Annotated in this window: 10 protein-coding genes and 1 pseudogene; 5 read left to right on the top strand and 6 right to left on the bottom strand. The window is 65.7% G+C overall.

Translation table 11 applies throughout. The annotated features are described in order from the left end of the window. Positions 1-50: 50 nt before the first annotated feature. From AC1PLA_RS06295 to AC1PLA_RS06280, 4 genes are all read left to right on the top strand, one after another. The gene (locus tag AC1PLA_RS06295) at positions 51-1,706 is read left to right on the top strand and encodes a carboxylesterase/lipase family protein (RefSeq protein ID WP_481105796.1); all 1,656 of its coding nucleotides are present in this window, start codon (positions 51-53) and stop codon (positions 1,704-1,706) included. 21 nt (positions 1,707-1,727) lie between these two features. Then, on the top strand, positions 1,728-2,582 hold the full coding sequence (locus tag AC1PLA_RS06290) for an aldo/keto reductase (RefSeq protein ID WP_481105795.1): 855 nt from the start codon (positions 1,728-1,730) through the stop codon (positions 2,580-2,582). Positions 2,583-2,788: 206 nt separating this feature from the next. Next, on the top strand, positions 2,789-4,897 hold the full coding sequence (locus AC1PLA_RS06285; RefSeq protein ID WP_039528594.1) for a catalase: 2,109 nt from the start codon (positions 2,789-2,791) through the stop codon (positions 4,895-4,897). 1,019 nt (positions 4,898-5,916) lie between these two features. Further along, entirely contained in the window at positions 5,917-6,840 is a 924-nt protein-coding gene (locus AC1PLA_RS06280; protein ID WP_481105486.1) for an IS110 family RNA-guided transposase, read from the top strand. 291 nt (positions 6,841-7,131) lie between these two features. Here the strand turns inward: AC1PLA_RS06280 and AC1PLA_RS06275 are convergent, their stop codons facing one another. Beyond that, the gene (locus AC1PLA_RS06275; protein WP_024939479.1) at positions 7,132-7,857 is read right to left on the bottom strand and encodes an AraC family transcriptional regulator; all 726 of its coding nucleotides are present in this window, start codon (positions 7,855-7,857) and stop codon (positions 7,132-7,134) included. 128 nt (positions 7,858-7,985) lie between these two features. Continuing rightward, positions 7,986-8,456, bottom strand: coding sequence for a hypothetical protein (locus AC1PLA_RS06270; protein ID WP_023903079.1), 471 nt, complete (start codon positions 8,454-8,456; stop codon positions 7,986-7,988). A gap of 332 nt (positions 8,457-8,788) precedes the next feature. On the opposite strand from AC1PLA_RS06270, the pseudogene AC1PLA_RS06265 reads away from it, so the two are divergent. After that, positions 8,789-9,192 (top strand): annotated as a pseudogene (locus AC1PLA_RS06265) (hypothetical protein). 100 nt (positions 9,193-9,292) lie between these two features. Here AC1PLA_RS06265 and AC1PLA_RS06260 read toward each other — a convergent pair. From AC1PLA_RS06260 to AC1PLA_RS06245, 4 genes are all read right to left on the bottom strand, one after another. Beyond that, positions 9,293-11,413 carry a prolyl oligopeptidase family serine peptidase gene (locus AC1PLA_RS06260; protein WP_481105794.1) on the bottom strand — a complete coding sequence of 707 codons (2,121 nt, stop codon included), beginning with the start codon at positions 11,411-11,413 and terminating at the stop codon, positions 9,293-9,295. A gap of 172 nt (positions 11,414-11,585) precedes the next feature. Continuing rightward, positions 11,586-12,872, bottom strand: a complete 1,287-nt coding sequence (locus AC1PLA_RS06255) for a carbohydrate porin (RefSeq protein WP_481105793.1) — start codon at positions 12,870-12,872, stop codon at positions 11,586-11,588. 233 nt (positions 12,873-13,105) lie between these two features. Beyond that, positions 13,106-15,532 (bottom strand): glucose/quinate/shikimate family membrane-bound PQQ-dependent dehydrogenase, encoded by a 2,427-nt coding sequence (locus AC1PLA_RS06250; RefSeq protein WP_481105792.1) that lies wholly within the window; start codon positions 15,530-15,532, stop codon positions 13,106-13,108. Between the two features lie 300 nt (positions 15,533-15,832). Next, complete coding sequence (locus AC1PLA_RS06245; RefSeq protein WP_166772487.1) at positions 15,833-16,681, bottom strand: transporter; 849 nt, start codon at positions 16,679-16,681, stop codon at positions 15,833-15,835. Positions 16,682-17,251: the final 570 nt, after the last annotated feature.

The raw sequence follows: 17,251 nt of genomic DNA, 5'->3' as shown, positions 1-17,251 counted from the left end.
GTGCGGTGGAGATGATGGCGGACGTCCTCACGCACACGGCAGACCTGCGCATGCTTCAGCTGAAACACTTCGGCATCCTCCTGCTGGTGGCCTGCACGCTGACCGCGTGCGCGCCACGCCGCCCTGGCGAGGTGCCGGGGCTGGTGCACGCGGCCGATGCGCAGGCCGAGGTGGTACAGACCGATGCCGGCGCGATCCGCGGAGTCGCCGGCGCGCAGGGGCGAGTGTTCTTGGGCGTGCCGTTCGCCGCGCCGCCGGTGGGCGCATTGCGCTTTCGCGCGCCGCAGGCGGCGCCAGCCTGGAAGGGAGTCCGCGATGCCACCCAGGCCGGGCCGGCGTGCCTGCCGCGTTATCGCTTCGGGCAGAAGCAGGTGTCCGAGGATTGCCTCACCCTCAACGTCTATGCGCCACCCGGCCCTGCGCCGGCGCATCCGCGCGCAGTGATGGTGTGGATCTACGGTGGCGCGCTGGAGCTGGGCAGCAATGTCGACTACGACCTGAGTGCATTGGCGGCGCGGCAGAACGTCATCGTGGTGGCGCCCAATTACCGGCTGGGGGTGTTCGGTTTCTTCGCGCATCCGGCGCTGCGTGGCGAAGGCGAAGGCGAAGGCGCATATGCATTGCTCGATCAACAGGCTGCATTGCGTTGGGTCAGGCGCAATATCGCCGCCTTCGGTGGCGATGCGCACAACGTCACTGTGTTCGGCGAATCGGCCGGTGCCTGGAGCATCTGCTATCAACTGGCCGCACCGGGCGCGGCCGGCCTGTTCCAACGTGCAATTCTGCAAAGCGGCAGTTGCCTGGCCAGCGATTCCAGCCTGCCGCGTGCCGAGGCCGAGCGCGGCGGTGTGCGCATGGCGCAGACGCTTGGCTGCGAGCGCGCAGGCGATGTTGCCGCGTGCCTGCGCGCATTGCCCGCCGACAGCGTGGCCGACGCAAAACCGCAGCGCCGTGGCCTGACCGGCAGCGATGCGTGGGCGCCGATGTCCGGCGGCGAGGTGTTGCCGTTGCCGCCCGCCAAGGCGATCGCCAACCTGCAACATGCGCAGGTGCCGGTGCTGATCGGCACCAACCGCAACGAAGGGCGACTGTTTGCGCAGCTGCTGTCCTACATCGGCAAGCTCAACCTGCGCAGCGGTTATGAGGCACGCCTCAAGCGCATGCATGCCGACCCTAGCGCGATCATGGCGCGCTACGCGGACATTGCCGCGCAATCGCGCTGGGATGCGTTTGCCGACATCGTCACCGATGGCGGATTCGCCTGCCCGACGCGCCGGCTGGGCCAGGCCCTGCGCAGCCGCACGCCGGTGTATGCGTACGAATTCGACGACCCGCAAGCGCCTTACGGCCTGTTGCGCCTGCCGTTCTCGCATCCGCTGGGCGCATATCACGCGTCCGAGCTGGTGTACCTGTTTCAGCGTCCGTGGGTGCTCAGTGGCGCGCCGGCGTTCACGCCGGCGCAGCAGGCCTTCGCCGATACGCTGCAGGATTACTGGGGCGCGTTTGCACGCACCGGCGATCCGAACGGGGCTGGCCGTCCGCAATGGCCGCGCTTCGATGGCGACGCTCCGTTGACGCTGTCGCCCGGCAGGATCGGCGCAACGCCCGACTTCGCGCAACGGCATCGCTGCACGTTCTGGGATGCACAGGCAACGCTGACGCTACCGCACGCGACCGCAACGCCGGCACAGTCACCCTCGCATTGATCGCATCATCAGGAGCCACCCATGTCCGTTTCCACTCCATCCCCCTGCCCCACGGTGCGCCTGCGCAACGGACGCAGCGCGCCGGCACTCGGGCTCGGCTCGTGGAATCTGGGCCAGGGACGACACCCGCCGCAGCAGGAGATCGATGCGCTGCAGACAGGCCAGCAGTTGGGCATGCGCCTGATCGACACCGCCGAGATGTATGGCAATGGCCGGTCGGAGCAACTGATCGGCCAGGCCATGGATAGCGCACAGCGGCCTTATCTGGTGTCGAAGGTGCTGCCGAGCAATGCCAGCACGCGCGGCATCGCGCGTGCCTGCGAGGCCAGCCTGCAGCGGCTTGGCGTGCGCACGCTGGATCTGTATCTGCTGCACTGGCGCGGCGGCAGCGATCTGCGCGAAGTGGTCGATGCGTTCGAGGCCCTGCGCGATGCCGGCAAGATCCGCGACTGGGGCGTATCGAATTTCGATGTGGAGGACATGCAGGACCTGTGGGAGATCGAGGGCGGGCAGCATTGCCTGGTCAATCAGGTGCTGTATCACGCCGGTAGCCGCGGCATCGAGTTCGACCTGCTGCCGTGGTGCGCACAGCACGAGGTGACGGTGATGGCGTATTCGCCGCTGGGCAGCCGCGCATTGCTGGATCATCCGGTACTGCACGCGATCGGCGAGCGACGCGGCGTGGCCGCAACTGCGGTAGCGCTGGCATGGGCGATCCGCAGTGGCCAGGTCATTGCCATTCCCGAATCGGGAACGCCCGCGCATGTGCGCGCGAATGCAGCGGCGTGCACGTTGCACCTGGACGCGCAGGACCTTGCCGAACTGGACCGTGCGTTCCCGCCACCGACGCGCAAGCAGCCGCTGGACCTGCTGTAGTCGGCATGTAACGGTCGCGTTCGCTGCATGCGTTTGCAGACCGTGCATCGGTGTATTGCGTGACAGACACATCGGGCAGCTGCGATCTAGCGCAAGCTTTTGGCTGCATGTGAGTATTCGTTCGCATGCAGACACGCGCACTTAACAGCGCCACTCCCAGGCTCAGTGGATCAGCCCGCATCTCAAGCCCGCCAGAGTGGAGTCCCATGCCCAAGTCCCCCAGCAAGTCCGCGCAACTTCCGTCCACCGCTGCTGTCAGCGCAACTCCCGAAACGTTGCGCGGCACGGGCGATGAATTGCATCAGAAGGCCGGCGGCACGCATCCGCAGCTGACCACCAACCAGGGCATTCCGGTTGGCGACAACCAGAACTCGCTGCGCGCCACGCCGCGCGGGCCGACGTTGCTGGAAGACTTCATCCTGCGCGAGAAGATCACCCACTTTGATCACGAGCGCATCCCCGAGCGCATCGTGCACGCACGCGGTAGCGCGGCTCATGGCTATTTCGAGCTGACCAAGTCGTTGAGCCAGTACACCACTGCCAAGATCTTCACCGAAGTCGGCGAAAAGACGCCGTTGTTCACGCGTTTTTCCACCGTTGCCGGTGGTGCCGGCTCGGTGGACACGCCGCGCGACGTGCGCGGGTTTGCGGTGAAGTTCTACACCAAGGAAGGCAACTGGGATCTGGTGGGCAACAACATCCCGGTGTTCTTCATCCAGGACTCGATGAAGTTCCCGGACCTGATCCACGCGGTGAAGATGGAGCCGGACCGCGGTTTCCCGCAGGCCGCCAGTGCGCACGACACCTTCTGGGATTTCATCTCGCTGAGCCCCGAGTCGATGCACATGATCATGTGGGCGATGAGCGACCGCACCATTCCGCGCTCGCTGCGCATGATCGAAGGCTTCGGCATCCACAGCTTCCGTTTCCTCAATGAAAAGGGCGACAGCACCTTCGTCAAGTTCCATTGGCGCCCCAAGCTCGGCCTGCAGTCCACGATCTGGGATGAGGCAGTGAAGATCGCCGGCGCCGACCAGGACTTCCATCGTCGCGATCTGTTCGAATCGATCCAGAGCGGCGACTTCCCGGAGTGGGAGCTGGGCGTGCAGCTGTTCACCGAGGCGGAAGCCGATGCATTCCCGTTCGATCACCTGGATTCGACCAAGGTCATTCCGGAAGAACTGGTGCCGCTGCAGATCGTCGGCCGCATGGTGCTGGACCGCTGGCCGGACAACTTCTTCGCAGAGACCGAGCAGGTGGCGTACTGCCCGGCCAACATCGTGCCCGGCATCGACTTCAGCAACGATCCGCTGCTGCAGGGCCGCCTGTTCTCGTATCTGGACACGCAGCTGAGCCGCCTGGGTGGACCGAACTTCCACCAGATCCCGGTCAATGCGCCCAAGTGCCCGTTCGCCAACAACCAGCGCGACGGCCATATGCAGATGGGCGTCCCCAAGGGCCGTGTCGCCTACGAACCCAGCTCGTTGCAGGCCGATGCGCCGCGTGAGGCGCTGCGTGGATTCCCCAGCCATGCGACACCGGCCGAAGATGGCGCCAAGGGCCGCGTACGCGCAGCAAGCTTTGCCGATCACTACAGCCAGGCACGCATGTTCTTCCGCAGCCAGACCGCACCGGAACAGGCGCATATGGCATCGGCGCTGGTGTTCGAGTTGTCCAAGGTGGAAACCGCGCACGTGCGCGAAGCCATCGTCGGCCACCTGCGTCACATCGACCCGACGCTGGCACAGCGCGTGGCCGATGGCATGGGCATGACCACGTTGCCGCCGGCACCGCCGGCTGCGGTCGCACCGACCGACATGCCGCTGTCGCCCGCCTTGCAGCTGATCGGCAAGATGAAGGACACCTTGCAGGGCCGCACGGTCGGCATCCTGATTCACGACGGCTCCGATGCAGCGACGATCAAGGCGGTGCGCAAGGCCGCCGAAGCCGCCGGTGCCACAGTCAAGATCGTCGCGCCGAAACTGGGTGGCGCCAAGCTCAGCGACGGCAAGCAACTGGCTGCCGATGGTCAATTGGCCGGCACACCTTCGGTGGTGTTCGATGCGGTGGCGGTGGTGTTGTCGTCGGAAGCTGCCAAGGCGCTGACACGCGAATCGGCGGCGCTGGATTTCGTCAGCAATGCGTGGGCGCATCTGAAGGCAATCGCCTTCGACGATGGCGCGCAGCTGCTGCTGAAGGCCGGCAATGTCGGCAAGGACGCTGGCGTGATCGCGGCGGCAGACACCAAGGCATTCATCACTGCCGCCAAGACCCGCCAGTGGGCACGCGAACCGAAGGTGCGCATGCTGGCGTAACCGCATCCGCATGGGCTGCACAGGCTTGGGCGCGAACGACTTCTACGTCGTTCGCGCCCAAGTCGTTTATGCGGGTAGCAACTCATCTTCAGCAGTAGATCAACGCGTCCTGTGCAACGGCCGGCCTTCAGCCATTCTTTTGGCCGCGTCTACTAAACAACGCTGCGACTTGGAATCCTGGCTGTCTTTATGTCGTTGCGCGGTCGTGTCTTTGGGGTGTCGGCGCGCGCGGCCAGCTCGGCAGTAGAGCAGCGGACTGCGGTCTGGCTGCAGGGCCCTTGCCCGCCCACCACCGCAGGACACGCCGCAAGTACGTCCCTGTAGGCTCTTACGCGGCCACCGACTAACTCTCTGACACCGCGTCCTCGACTGACTGAGCATTGGCTTAGGTATCTGATCGCGCCCAAGCGCTGCCATGGTTTGAAGTCTCGATTGCTTCGGGCACGTTGTCCTGAGTACTGGACACTACGGATAGATCAGGTACAAAGCGGCTGATTTGCGGTTTGGCCGCAAGGCCCTTGCCCGCCCACCATCGCGGGACACGCCGCAAGTACGTCCGTGTAGGCGCTCACGCGGCATCCATGCCGCGTAAGGTCCCGCGACGGTGAGCGGGCAAGGACCAGTCGAGAGGGTCGGTGCGCAAAGTTAAGAGCAGTGCACGATGCGCATTGTTCGCTACTGATGTGCCGGCGCAATGCCGGACGCACGTCGAGCGATAGGCAGCTTTTCATGCGGCCACCGATCAACTGTCTGGTGCGGTGCCCTCGGCGGTTGCGGGACCGTGTGGCGGCATGGATGCCGCCAAGGAGCCTTATCTGTTCAGATTCTGCCAGTCTGGGTGTCGAGAGCCGACGTGGGCCACCGTTAGAGCCTAGATCATTGCCGATCGTCGTGGAGACAGGTGCCCACGTCGGTTTCTCCCCCGTATCGCCCGAACAGTTGCCAGTGTTGCCACGCGTAGACGTAAGGCTGGGCAGGCGGGGGAGCTCTCGACCCTTTAAGCCTAACGGAGTTCACCCATGAACGGCATCGGGATTGATGTGTGCAAGGCCATGTTGGATGTGGCCGTCCATCGCGGCCCTTTCGAGCGGTTTCACAACACACCCGCGGGCCATCGCAAGCTTCTGTCCTGGCTGGCGACGCAGCAGGTTGGCCAGGTTGTCCTGGAGGCGTCTGGCGGTTACGAACAGCAGATACTGGATGCCCTGTTCGACGCCGGTCACCAAGTCGTGCGGGCCGATGCGTACCGCTGCCAGGCCTTCGCTGCTGCCACCGGTTTGCCGGCAAAAACAGATCGCCTGGATGCGACCAATCTGGCCTGCATGGCGGCCACCCTTGAGCTGCGTGCCTATCAGCCGATGGAGCCTTGGCGGCGAAAGCTGCGCGAGTTCGTGCGTGCGCGACAGCAGCTTGTGGACCTGGCAACAAGCGCGCAAAACCAGTTGGAACAGGGGACGGACACCAGCTTACGCCGCCTGCTGCAGGCCAATATCACGCAGATGAAAAAGCACTGCGTGCGACTGGAAAAACACATCGCCGAACAGGTCCGCCAGCAACCGCAGTTGGAAGCGATGCGTTCGTTTAAAGGCGTCGGAGCGATCCTGCAAGCGGTGATCGCCAGTTATCTGCCGGAGCTGGGCACCCTTGATGGCAAGGCCATTGCCAAGCTGGTCGGCGTCGCTCCCATCGCCCACGATAGCGGCACCACACGCGGCATCCGCAGGATCGGCGGCGGGCGGATCGAGGTGCGCAACGTGCTGTACATGGCCTGCCTGTCGGCCATCCAGCACGAGCCCCAGATCCGGGAGTTTTATCGGTCGCTGCGGGCACGCGGAAAGCCCGGCAAGGTCGCCGTCGTGGCGGCGATGCGCAAGATGCTGGTCATCCTCAACGCCCGCGCCAGAGATGCGCTAGGCGGACAGGCCCAAGCCATCCCGACCTGAGTGTCAATGCGCTCGATGGGGCCATGGCTGCCGACAGGCGGCCAGCACCACCGTGCCCGGCTTGCGGAGCGGCAGAGCCACTCCAACAACACAGTTGCTCCATGGACGGATTCACGGCGTGTCCCGCAAGCGGTGAGGGCCCCGCACACTCGACGAACCAGGCTTTTGACTGCATCTACCAAACGAGGATGCAACCCGGAATCCCGATGGATTCACGCAGTTCCCCGCAAGCATTACAGAAGAGCCATGCTCGGCTAACTCAGCAGCTGAGCAGTCGTCTTGTCGGATGCACTAAGCCGGTTCGGCAGGAAACTGCGCCGCGTTCGCCAGGGCGCGGTACTCGCGTGGCGTCATGCCGACCGCCAGCTTGAACTGCCGTGCGAAGGCACTCTGATCGCTGAAACCGCAGGCATGCCCGATTTCGGTGAGGCTCTTGTTTCCGTGCAGCAGATGCATCGCCATCTGCAGGCGTAGCTTGGCCAGCACCTGTTGCGGGGTGAGTTGGAACACCTTGCGGAACGAGCGTTGCAGCTTGGACATCGAAAACCCGGTGATCTCCACCAGCGCCTGCATGCGTACGTTCTGCGCGTAGTTGGCGTTGAGGTACGCCAGCGCGAGCCGCAGTTTTTCGTACTGCGATTCGTGCCCGTCCTGCGGCCCCAGATCGCGCGAGATGCCGATGATGCCCTGCACCTTGCCGTCGACCAGCAGCGGACGTTTGCAGGTCAGGCACCAGCCCGGTTCGCGGTTGGCGAACAGATGCAGTTCCAGCAGGTTGTCGATCACTTCCCCGGCCAGCACCTGCTCGTCCTGATTGGCGTAGTTGGCGCCCAGCCCGCTGGGATAGACCTCGGCAACGCGCTTGCCGATCAATTCCTTGCGCGATTTCAGGCCCAGGCGCCGCAGCATGGTCTGGTTGACGTGGGTATAGCGGCCCTCGCGATCCTTGACGAAGAACAGCACGTCCGGCACGGCATCGAACAACGCTTCCAGATCGGCAGGATCGATGCTCTTCATGGAGGTCATGCGGGACTGGACTCGGGATCAGGAAAGACGCAGCTGGCGCTGACGCGCGCCACCGGTGCAGGCCGCAGCGCGTGCAGCGCCATGATACGCCGCGCGTCTCAGACGCCGGCGCACTGCGCTCAACGCGGGTTGTCCGCCACCTTGGACGCGGCCGGCGCAGCCTTGCTGTCCACCGCCGCTGCGGTGGGGTTGCCGATGCGATCCAGCGGCACCTGCTGCGCGCGCCAGCCACTGACCACCGCCGCACCGGACTGCGAGCCGACCTGCACCTGCAGGCGCGCACTGCCGCCGGGCGCGATGAACTCGACGGCGCAATCGCCGGCGGCCATACAGCTGTCGGCGGCAAGCGGATCCACCAGCTGCCAGCCCTGCTCCATCACCGCCTGCGCAAACGCGCGGTAGCCCATGCCGGACTTCAGCGTGGCCGGCAGTGGCACAGCCGGATCGCTGGCCACCGCATCGGTGCCAACTGCGGCAGTCGCAGACACCGGCGCGCGCGCAGGCACGGCCGTGGGCCGCGATGCGGCATTCAGGGCAGGACTACAGACGAGGGCGAGCGCCCACAACGAGGGGCGGAACAAGGTGCGCATGCAAACGGTCCTTGCGATCCTGGCAGGGAGCTGAGGAAGTTAAAGAATCGCTATTTTGACATGGCTTGCGTGTACTGCGGCACTGCTGGCTCATGCTGGCATTCAGCCAGATGCGGTGATCCAGGCCATCTCCGGTGCTGCAAGCGAACTCATCCAGACGTCGGCGCTGTCAGCGCACAACGCGGCACCTGCGGAGATCGTCTTGCGGGCGAAGCGCGACTGCGCAGACGTCGGGTTGAAGACCGGATCATTCCCTTCCATGGCCGGCACGGCGCAGAGTCGCCATCTCCGCAAGCCCGTTGCATCATTGCGGTTTGATCTTGGAGTACCCGATGCCCGACACCACCTCCCCGTCTATGCGGTCGGCCAGCTCTGGCGCTGCCGTGGGCGCACCGCAACCGAGACCCCGCTGCTGCTGATCAACCAGATCGATGTGCATCCCCACGGCGGCCAGATCCTGCACGTGAGCATCAGCGACATCCAGGTACGTCACGCCGGATTGCCCGATGGGATCCTGGACGCGTTGCCGCACATCCCGGTGATCGCGCAGACCCTGGAGCGCAGCGCTGCCGAACACGTCGGCACTGCCGCGCCCAATCAGGATTACCTGCCGGGCTATGCAGAATGGAAGGCCGCCTTCGACGCCGGCAATGCCGGCTCGTTCGGCATCGCAGTGGCGGAGATCCTGCAGATCGTGGAAGGCCAGTTGGCCAAACGCGATCAGCTGCCGAACTGAGCAAAGCGAACAACCCTGCGACCGCATCAAAGGCCGAGGTCTCACGCGTCATCGCCGCACCAACCGGCACGCCGCTCCAGGCGGCGTGCCGGTCGCGACCTCACTGGCCGATATGCTGCTTCAGCCAGCTGTTGACGGTGTCGTGCCACAGCACGCTGTTGTCCGGCTTGAGCACCCAGTGGTTCTCGTCCGGGAAGTACAGGAACTTGGAGTCGATGCCCTTGCGCTGCAGCGCGGTGAACGCGGCCAGGCCCTGCTCGACCGGGATGCGGAAATCCTGCTGGCCGTGGATGACCAGCATCGGCACCTTCCACTTGTCCACGTGCAGCACCGGGTTGAACTTCTCGTAGCCGGCCGGGTTCTGCCACGGCGTGCCGCCGTTTTCCCATTCGCTGAACCACAGCTCCTCGGTGGCGTAGCCCATGGTGCGGTTGTCGAACACGCCGTCGTGGTCGACCAGGCACTTCCACGGCTGATTCCAGTTGCCCGCCATCCAATAGACCATGTAGCCGCCATAGCTGGCACCCAGCGCGCAGGCCTTGTCGCCATTGAGGAAACCGTACTGCTTCTGCGCGGCGGTCCAGCCCTTCTGCAGGTCTTCCAGCGGGCGGTCGCCCCAATGCTGGCTGATCGCATCGGTGAATTCCTGGCCGTAGCCGGTGGAGCCGTGGAAGTCGATCATCACCACCGCATAGCCCTGGCCGGCGTATGTCTGCGGATTCCAGCGGTTGCTCCAGCCGTTGCCGAAGCTGCCCTGCGGCCCGCCGTGGATCAGGAATGCCACCGGGTAGGTCTTGCCTTCCTGATAGTTGTACGGCTTGACCACATAGCCGTGCACAATGTCGTTGTTCCAGCCCTTGAACTGGAACTGCTCGTAGTCGCCGAACTGCACCTCCGGCAGCAGCTCGCCGGCGCTCTGGGTGATCGCACGCAGGCCCTGGCCCTGCACGTCGCTGACAAAGACCTGGTCGCCGCTCTTGAGCGAGTTGCGGGTGAACGCCAGCGTGTTGCCGGCCAGGGTCGGCGCATGCACGCTGCCCTCGCCCACCAGCTTGGTCGCCTGGCCGCTGGCGATGTCGATCTTGAACAACGGATGCTCGCCGAGGTCATCGGCGCTGGTGTAGAGGCTGGCGCCATCGGCGCTCAAGACGATCTCGCCGGCCGAGCGGTCCCACTTGGGGGCGATCTCGCGGCTCTTGCCGCTGGCCACGTCCATCGCCATCAGGCCGAAGCGGTCGGCTTCGAAACCGGGGCGCTTCATCGCGCGGTAGTACAGCGTCCTGCCGTCGCTGCTGAACACCGGGCCGGCATCCCAGGCCGGGTTGGACGCGGTCAGATTGACCGGCGCGGCCTTGCCGGCCGCATCCAGGCGGTACAGGTCGAAGTTGGTCTGCCACGGCTCGTCGTTGCCGGTGGGCTTGGCGCCGGCGGTTGCCTTCTTGCCGGTTTCCGGCCCGTGCGGCTGCGGCACGCGCACGCTGGCCACCACACTGCCGCCGTCGGGCGACCAGGCGTAATCGTCGTTGCCGCCGAACGGCTTGGAGGGCGCATCGCCGGCCAGCGTGGCGCTGATCGCCGAGGCACCGGCCACGACCTTGCCGCCGGCAGCCGGCAGGTCGGCGACGAACAAGGTGTTGCGGCGGCCATCGTTCCAGGTATCCCAATGCCGCACGAACAACTGGTCATAGACCACGCCGCTGGCCTTGGCGCTCTTGAGGTTGGCGAGCTTGCTCTTGGTGCAACCCAGGTCCGAGCCGCAGTCCTGGAACACGCCGGCACTGAAGGCGATGCGCTTGCCGTCGGGCGAGAGCTTGTAGCTGTCCACATCCACCGCAAAGGCGGTCAACTGCTGCGGTGCGCCGCCGGCCAGCGGCTGCGCGTACAGCTGCTGCGTACCGGATTTACTGCTGAGGAAGTACACCGTCTTGCCGTCCGGCGACAGCGCCGGGCTGTTGACGTTCCAGCCGTCGGGAGTGAGCCGCCTGGGCGGCGCGGCATCGCGGGTACGCAGATTGCGCGTCCACAGGCCGGTGGCCGGCTTGCCGTTGCTGCTCTTGGCCTGCCGCTTGGCGAACACCAGCACGCTGCCGTCGGGGCTGAGCGTGGGCGAAGACACCCGGTCCAGCGCGACCATGTCGCGCACATCGAATCCGCGCGCAGCGGCAAGACTTGGCAAGGCGGTCAACAGACACAGGGGCAGCACGGCGTAACAAAGCTTCATCGAGAGTTCCTGCAACGGCAAAACGTCGATGGTAGGCGTTGCTGCGGCGCACGCGCAAAGGCACAAGGTCATGCACCCGCAGGCGCCGCACGTGGCCGCCCTGCAAGGCGCCGAATGCGCACAGCGCGCAGTGCGCCGTGCGGCAACGGCGCGCCACGCTGCGGGCACGCACTCAGAACGTGAGTTTGGCCTGCAGCCCGACCACCACTGCGTTGCGCGTGTGGGTATAGGCGTAGGTCCCGGGGTTGACGATGTATTGCAGGTCCGGGCGCAACATCAGCCACGGCGTGATCTGCGCGCTGTAGGCGAGCTCGTAGAGCTCTTCGGCAGCGCTCAGCCCGACCAGTGGCGAATCGGCCGCCGCGCCGGCATCGATCAGTTCTGCGCGGCGTGCATCGAGCAGCCGATGATTGATCCTGCCGGCCACATAGCCGAGTGCGATGCGGTCCTGCGTGCGTGTGCCGATGCCCTGGTACACCCCGCCAACCGAATACCACCGTGTCATCAGCGCACTGTCGTGGTCGCTGGCCATGTACTGGGCGAATCCGGTCAGGCCGATGCTGGGGTCCGCTCCCGGGGTGAACAGTTTCTGTTCGACCAGCAGATAGGCGCCGTCGCGGCCGGTGCTGCGGCTGGTGTCCAGCCCACGCCTGGGCACCGACGAGGAATCGTAGTAGCCACCGAACTTGTACACGCCCGGGTAGCGCGCGGCGGCCGGCTTCCAGGTAAATTCGAGCGGGAAGATCGCACCGGTGGTGCCGCTGGCGAACGGCTCGAACGCATAGGTATCGCGGGCACCGAAGCCCAGATTCGGGTTGACCTGAAACCAGCCGGCATGCAGGTTGAGCTGCGGGGTCAGCTGCTGCGCGCCTTCGATGCCCCAGCGCGCGGCCGGATAGTTGTACCAGCCGCTATTGGCCGAAAACGCCAGCGGATGCGCGCAGAACGCGGCATTGACGAAGTTCACCAGCAACGTGTGCGAAGCGAACTGGTTGCCCATCGCATAGAAGCCCAGTTTCAGATACGTCCTGCCCTGGTTGAAGCTGCGGTCGTAGCTGAACTCGCTCAGGCGGGTGTACTGGCCTCCGTACACTTCCTGGATGGGGAAGCGATTGCCGACCAGGTCAGCGGAGGTGCTGCGGCCGCGGCGGTCGTTGATGGTGACATGCAGGCTGCCACCGCCCCAGCCGGCGAGTTTGGCCATGTCCAGATCCACGCCCACCCGCAGTTGCTGCGCATAGCGCGCGCTGGTGTTTTCGTAGCCGCCATCCACCACGCCAAACGTCTCGGACACGTAGTCGCCGCGGACGCTCACGCCTTGCTCGGTCCAGGCTGACCGGCGCCCACCCCAGTCGCCGGTCAGCGTGGTATCGCCCGCGGCGACTGCGGTGGCCGGCAGTGCCAGCAACAAGGCGTAGCCCAGCGCACTGCGGCGCGGGAGGAAAGACAGACGATGCATCGTGGTCCTCTGATCGGGGCAGCGTGCACGGCCATCGGTGCCGATGCATGGCGGTGTGCCAAAGCGCCGCTGCGGTAACGGGAGCGTTGGCCGGGATGTGCGAGACACCCGGCCGTCGGGTTACAGCCAACAGCGGCTGACGCGAGTGCGCAGCCGTCAGGCGCGCGCGAGGTTTGTCGGCCGCTCCGTGACCACGCCGACGCAGCTGCCGACGTGGTCACGGGTGGGCGGTGTCAGTGCGCGTCAGGCAAGCTGTAGGCGATCACGTTATCGCCACGATCGGGCGACTGCCGCGCACCGCCGGCACTGATCACCACGTACTGCTTACCGGTCTTGTGCGAGACGTAGGTCATCGGCCCGCCCTGACTGCCGACCGGCAAGCGGCCCTTCCAGAGTTCCTTGCCGGTGGCACTGTCGAACGCGCGCAGGTAGTAGTCCTGGGTGCCGGCGATGAACACGAGCCCGCCCTGGGTGGACAGCGTGCCGCCCAGCGTCGGCATGCCGATCGGGATCGGCAGATGCATCTTGATGCCGAACGGGCCGGTGTCCTGCACCGTCCCCACCGGCACCTGCCAGGCGATGCTGCGCGTCTTGAGGTCGATCGCGCTGAGCGTGCCGTACGGCGGCGCCTGGCACGGAATGCCCAGCGCCGACAGGAAGCGGTTCTTGTTGACCGCATACGGCGTGCCCTTCAGCGGCACCGCGCCCATGCCGGTATTGACGGCCTCGCCGCCACCGGCCGCCTCGGCCTTGCGGGTGTCGGCAGGAATCATCTGCACCCACAAGCCCAGGCGCATATCGTTGGCGAAGATGACGTCATGCACCGGGTCGGTCGACAGGCCTCCCCAGTTCATGCCGCCCAGCGAGCCGGGGAAACTCAGCGAGACATCGGTGCCCGGCGCGGTGTACAGGCCTTCATAACGCATCTGCTTGAACGCGATGCGGCACAGCATCTGGTCGATCGCAGTGGCGCCCCACATGTCCGATTCGGTCAGGTGCTTGGTGCCGATCTGCGGCATGCCGACCGACAGCGGCTGGGTCGGCGCGTACTGCTCGTGCGCAATATCCGAGCCTTTCACCGGTACTTCCCTGACCTCGGTCAGCGGTTTGCCGGTGGCACGATCGAGCACGTAGATCTGCCCGGCCTTGGTGCCGATGACCACCGCCGGAGTGTGGCTGCCGTCCTGGTTGGGGAAGTCGATCAGACTGGGCTGCATCGGCAGGTCGAAGTCCCACAGATCGTTGTGCACAGTCTGATAGACCCACTTCTCCGCACCGGTGGTGGCATCCAGCGCCAGCACCGAGGCGCCGTAACGGTGATCGAGCGCGGTGCGCTCGGCGCCGTACAGATCGGTCGACGGCCCGCCCAGCGGCAGGAACACGGTGTTCATCGCCGCGTCGTAGGACATCGGTGCCCATACGTTCGGCGTGCTGCGCACATAGCTGCTGCCGGCGGCCGGCGCCTGGCGATCGTGCGGATTGCCCGGGTCGAAGGCCCAGCGCTGCGCGCCGGTCACCACATCGAAACCGCGCACCACGCCACCAGGCATGTCGGTCTGCACGTTGTCGGCCACGCGCCCGCCCACCACCACGGTGCTGCCGGCCACCAGTGGCGGCGAGGTCAGCTGGTAGAACGGATCCGGCGCAGCGCCCAGGCCGGCCTTGAGATCGACCTGACCGTTGCTGCCGAAGCCCTGGCAGAACGCGCCGGTGTCCGCATCCACCGCGATCAGGCGACCATCGATGGTGTTGGTGAACAGGCGGCGACGGCAGTTGGCGTCCTGCGCCACCGTCACTGCGGCGATCGGCGAGGGATTGGCCACGCTCGGTGCCGGCAACGCCGCGTCGGCGTCGAAGTAGCCCAGGCCACGGCAGCGCTGCCAGACCGACGAGGTCGCATTGATCTCGCGCCGCCACAGCTGCTTGCCGGTGCTGGCGTCGAGCGCAATCAGATTGTTGTGCGGTGTGCACAGGAACACCTTCTCGCCCACCTGCAGCGGGGTCAGCTGGTCTTCGGCACCGTTGCCGTCGCTGTTGGCGATCTCGCCGGTGTGGTAGGTCCAGGCGACCTGCAGCCGGTCGACGTTGCTGCGGTTGATCTGGTCCAGCGCAGCGAAGCGGCTGCCGCCATCGGTATTGCCGTAGGCCGACCAGTTTTGTTGCACGCTTCCAGGCGGCACCGCCGTCATGCCCGGCCCCGCGTTACCTGCGACCGGCGGATGCGGCACGAACATGCCACCGATCCCGGCCACTACCGCCAGCGCCAGCACCGTCGCCACGCCATAGGCCGTGCGCCCGGTCGGCAACGCCCGGCTGCGCCGCAGCGCTGGCCAGGCCAGTGCCACCAGCACGGCGAAGCCCGCAGGCAGCATCAGCCGCGAGACCAGCGGCCAGAACTCCAGCCCCGCATCCCACAGCGCCCACACCAGCGTCAGCGCGAAGGCGACGCCGTACACCAGCGCACCGGCCGGCCGACGCAGCACGATCAGCACCCCGGCCACGACGGTCGCCAGGCCCATCAGCAGGAAGTACCAGCTGCCGCCCAGGCTGGCCAACCTCGCGCCACCCAGCAGAAAGATCAGCCCCACCAGCGCGATCAGCATGCCCAGCACCAGCAGCAATGCCCGGCCCGGGACCGGCAACTTCGATTTCGTTTCCACGTTGCAACACCTCGATCAGGAGATTCCGCCCTGCACTGCGCCCGGCATTCCGATCTGGATGCTACAAGGTGCCCGCACGACGGCCAGTAGAGGCAGCATCACTGCCCACTTTCTGTCACTCCCCTCCCCGACCCGCGTACCTCTGGCGAGACCGGCACCGGCATGCCCGGCAGACTGACGACATAGTGTCGCACCGCACCGGGTAGTTATTACATATCTGAAGCGGTTACCTGCGGAACACTGCAGTCCGCACAGGCGCGGACCGCAGCGGCGTTTTGTGTGCGCAGCGCGCTGCGCGCGTTAGAAGCGGTGCGACATGCCCACATACACCTGCGCGTCCGGGGTGCGGTCGTTGAGGCCGAAATTGGCGCCCACATCCAGCTGCAGCAGCGGATTGAGCAGATACGCAGCGGCGATGTCGGCCGAATACTGCTCGATGGTCTGCGCCGGGTCGCGGTTGATCGAGGACCACACTTCCACCGCCATCGACAACTTGGAGGTGAGCGGATGCGCCAGGTTGATCGCGTTGATCAGCGCAACATGCTTGCCGCTGCCATCGCTGTCGGCCAACCAATCCACCTCGGGCCCGAAGGTCAGCGAGAAGCTGTTGGGCAGCGCGAAATTGATCGGCAATGCGACGCCGCCTTCCCACTCGTCGTTGCCCAGGCCGGTGCGCGCGGTCGGTGCCTTGACGAACGGCAGCAACGCCACGCTGGCGGTATCGCTTTCGTAGAAACGCGCCTTCATGCGCAGAAAGATATCGCCGCCGCCGCTCAGGCTGCTGCGCGCACCGGTGGCACGGTCGGTGGTCTTGACCTGCAGCTGCGGGGCCCAGTTGAGTTGCAGATCAATGCGGTCGCTGACGCCGTATTTGAGCGTGGGGTTGGTGAACACCGAGGTTTCGACGCGCGTGCCGGGCTGGCTGTCGCGGGTGTAGCTGCCGATGTCGGTTTCCAGCTGCCAGGCGCCGGTAGGCACGGTACAGGTGGAATTGGCCTTGGTCGGGCGATCGGTACACAGCGCCGCGTCGGTGGCCTCCTGTGCCTGCGCCTGCAGCGCAAGGCTGCACAGCACACCGGCCAGGGCGATGCTCAGCAAGGGGGCACGGCGTGCGCGGGTGGAACGATGGGAGTTAGCAGCAGTCAGCATTGCAGTGGTTTCCATGGCAAGACGCTGGCGAGATCGCGTGAACGGCCAGCAGTGGGAGGGGGAATGCGCGTGGATGTCGAACGACTGCATGGCCGCTGGAGGGCGGCGTGTTGCCAATCGATCTTATAGGCGTCGGCAGGTCCGAAAACGCCGTCGGTGACAAAAGCGGCCTCAACAGTGTGCGGATGTCGCACAGCGTGATGCGAGTCGCTTTTCCACACCCATCATTTATGGGGGTCAGGCGGTGCGATGAGCTGCGCCGTGGCGTGTCACCGGGATCGATCGAGGCATGCGGTCGCCGTGGTGCACCATCGGTGCGGGAGACGGCACGATACGGAGCAGCCGCATAAAGTCGCTATGCACGAGGCCTGGGTGGGGCGTAAAGCCGGCGCAAAGGCGCTGCGGTGGTACAGACGCGATGGCCTGAATGCTGTGCCTGCATTGCGCGATCGGCAAACGCTTGATGCGTTGGCGCAGTGCAGCTGCTCTCGTCGTGTCAGCTGATTAACCAGATGCGCCAACGACGTTGCCCTGCACCGGCAATGCAGGTCCGCTCACGGTGGCAATGCA

The organism is Xanthomonas sp. NCPPB 1826 (assembly GCF_056725285.1).
The sequence above is the reverse complement of the archived record's forward strand: the minus strand, read 5'-3'. Positions and strand labels throughout refer to the sequence as shown.